The following is a 2,867-nucleotide window of genomic DNA, read 5'->3' as shown; positions in this document are numbered from 1 at the left end:
CCTGTTTTTAAAAATAAATTAAATAGTGGGTTTTGTTAAGGAACGACTAATTATAAAAAAAAGGAAACGCTTACGGTGTTTCCTTTGTTAATTCTATTTCATAGTACCTCAATTCCTCATGATCATTCGGTAACTGAACTTTCTTTTGATAAGTTAAACCCAGTTTTTCAATCAGCTTTCGGGATGATAGGTTGGGATCACTGGTAATGGCCGATATTTTTTTCAACCCAAATTCTTTGAAAGCAATATCAAGCAACGCCGAAGCGGCTTCAAAACCGTAACCTTTACCTTCATATTCAGGAAGAAAAGAGAATCCGATATCCTGTACATCGAGTCCGTCACGCTCAAAGATGCCCACACTTCCGAGTTTCGTTCCGTCGTCTTTTTGGGTGATTACATAATTACCGTATCCTAATTTCTCAATCTGCGGCAAAAATCGGTTCTTGATGTATTCTTCCGCATCAGCCACCGAGCGTATGTTTTTATCTCCAATAAACTCGATGAACCTCGGGCTGTTATAAAGCTGATATATAAATTCAGCATCTACGACCGAAACAGGCTTCAGAATAAGACGTTCGGTTACTATATTTTCGGTCATCAGATTAAGATTTTAGGTTTTATATCATTCAAAATTATAAAAAATCGCGGCATAAAAATGGAATATTACTGAGTTAAAACCCAAAATCACTCTTCCACCAAAAAATTATAAATGAATATTAATCCCGAAATTATAGGTTTTATCGCCGGCGGACTGTCATCCGCACTTTTTATCCCACAAATTGTAAAGATTTTCAAGGAAAAATCTGCAGAAGAAATTGCATTACTTACGTGTATCATCGGAATTGTAAGTTCCGGGCTGTGGCTGTGGTACGGCGTGATGAGGGAACACATTTCCATGATTATCACCAACAGCATTTCTATTGTCGCCACAAGCGTGTTGATTGTGCTAAAGATCATTTATACCGAAGAAAAAAACTAATTTTGTACTCATCAGAAAAAAACTAATCTATGCTCGACAATAAAGAACATTTATACGAAAAAGCCGTTTTGGTAGGCTTAATCACTCAGAATCAGGACGAAGACAAACTTACAGAATATATGGATGAGTTGGAGTTTCTTGCTTTAACCGCGGGCGCCACCGTAGTAAAACGCTTTACCCAAAAACTTACCCAACCCGATCCTAAAACCTTTATCGGAAGCGGAAAAGCCCAGGAAGTGCGAGATTTTGTAAAAGAAAACGAAATCGGTACCGTAATTTTCGATGACGAACTTTCACCTTCGCAACTGAAAAATCTCGAACGTGAAATCGAAGTTAAAATCCTGGACAGAACCAACCTTATTCTAGATATTTTTGCGCAACGTGCACAAACTTCTTATGCAAGAACTCAGGTAGAATTAGCTCAGTATCAATATCTTTTGCCAAGACTTACCAGAATGTGGACTCACCTTGAAAGGCAAAAAGGGGGAATCGGGATGAGAGGTCCGGGGGAAACAGAAATAGAGACCGACAGAAGGATTATCCGCGACAGAATCTCTTTGCTCAAAGAAAAACTGAAAACCATCGACCGCCAAATGGCTACCCAGCGTACCAACCGCGGAAAAGTAGTGCGTGCAGCCTTGGTAGGATATACCAACGTGGGCAAATCTACGTTAATGAACGCACTGGCAAAATCTGATGTTTTCGCAGAAAATAAACTCTTTGCTACGTTGGATACCACCGTAAGAAAAGTTGTTATTGGAAATTTACCGTTTCTGCTCACCGATACTGTAGGTTTTATCAGAAAGCTTCCTACCCAACTTGTTGAAAGTTTTAAATCGACATTGGACGAGGTTCGGGAAGCCGATCTGCTGATTCATGTGGTGGATATTTCTCATGAAAGTTTTGAAGACCATATTGCTTCCGTGAACCAGATTCTTATGGAAATAAACGCCCATCAGAAACCAATGATCATGGTTTTCAATAAAATTGATGATTTCAGCTACGAGAAAAAGGAAGAAGATGACCTGACGCCGGAATCGCGCAAAAATATTTCGCTGGCAGAATGGGAAAAAACCTGGATGTCGAAATCAAAATATCCCACTGTATTTATATCGGCCTTAACCAAGCAGAATTTTGAGCAGATGAAGAAACTGATCTACGACGAAGTGCTTAAAATTCATATTTCAAGATTCCCGTATAATGATTTCCTTTTTGAGTATTTTGAGGAGGAAACTTCTTAATTATCAATTTAAAATGAAAGAATTCTATGCTGTATTAATGATTTTCTGCGCATCGTTTATTTTTGGCCAAATTAATATCGACGAGATCAAAAAAAACGTATCGGAAGATCCACGGAAATTTTATTACCAAAATCTGGAAACATTTAAAACAAATCCCTCTGCACTTTCTCAGGAAAAGCTGAATTATATTTATTATGGGAATAATTATGTGGATTACGGTTTCGATCGAGGCGATTTTAATAAAAAACTGAGTGAAGTCTCAAAATTTGCCGGAAAAAAGATTTCAAAAAAACTTTCGTCAGAAGTCTTAAATAAAGCGCTGTCCCTTTACGAACTAAATCCGCTCAACAAAACATTACTTAATGACTTGGCACTCCTGTACGGGTACTCCGGCGATCATGAAAAAAGGGATTTCCATTTGCTGCAGTACCAATTGCTGGTTGAAACTATCTGCAAAAGCGGAACAGGACTTTTAGAAGAAACGCCAATTGTGGTAACAAGCTTCCAGGACAAATTTCTGGCATTGGAGCAGTTTTCGAAAGTTCTTGCAAGTGGAATAAGTTTTAAAACAAAACAACTCGAAGACGGATCCTGGTTAGACATTTTTAAAAACGGTCTTGACTTATATTTCATAAAAACCGTGCATC

4 protein-coding genes are annotated in these 2,867 nt (G+C 38.2%); 3 read left to right on the top strand and 1 reads right to left on the bottom strand.

Going from position 1 to position 2,867, the window contains the following annotated elements; genetic code table 11:
* Nucleotides 1-70 precede the first annotated feature (70 nt).
* Nucleotides 71-598 (bottom strand): GNAT family N-acetyltransferase, encoded by a 528-nt coding sequence (locus tag V5N63_RS11510; RefSeq protein WP_332034056.1) that lies wholly within the window; start codon nucleotides 596-598, stop codon nucleotides 71-73.
* Nucleotides 599-709: 111 nt separating this feature from the next.
* On the opposite strand from V5N63_RS11510, the gene V5N63_RS11505 reads away from it, so the two are divergent.
* The 3 genes from V5N63_RS11505 to V5N63_RS11495 all read left to right on the top strand — a co-directional run.
* The gene (locus V5N63_RS11505; RefSeq protein WP_332034055.1) at nucleotides 710-979 is read left to right on the top strand and encodes a SemiSWEET family sugar transporter; all 270 of its coding nucleotides are present in this window, start codon (nucleotides 710-712) and stop codon (nucleotides 977-979) included.
* A gap of 29 nt (nucleotides 980-1,008) precedes the next feature.
* Complete coding sequence (gene hflX / locus V5N63_RS11500) at nucleotides 1,009-2,220, top strand: GTPase HflX (protein WP_332034054.1); 1,212 nt, start codon at nucleotides 1,009-1,011, stop codon at nucleotides 2,218-2,220.
* 13 nt (nucleotides 2,221-2,233) lie between these two features.
* A partial coding sequence (locus V5N63_RS11495; RefSeq protein ID WP_332034053.1) for a DUF4919 domain-containing protein occupies nucleotides 2,234-2,867 on the top strand: 634 nt, incomplete at its 3' end.

The sequence above is a fragment of the Kaistella sp. genome, from assembly GCF_032060305.1.
Lineage (GTDB): Bacteria > Bacteroidota > Bacteroidia > Flavobacteriales > Weeksellaceae > Kaistella > Kaistella yananensis.
This window is presented reverse-complemented; position numbering and strand designations above follow the sequence as displayed.

Coding starts and splice junctions, on each gene's coding strand:
- hflX (WP_332034054.1), top strand. CDS start 1,009: ATGCTCGACAATAAAGAACATTTATACGAAAAAGCCGTTTTGGTAGGC.
- V5N63_RS11505 (WP_332034055.1), top strand. CDS start 710: ATGAATATTAATCCCGAAATTATAGGTTTTATCGCCGGCGGACTGTCA.
- V5N63_RS11510 (WP_332034056.1), bottom strand. CDS start 598: ATGACCGAAAATATAGTAACCGAACGTCTTATTCTGAAGCCTGTTTCG.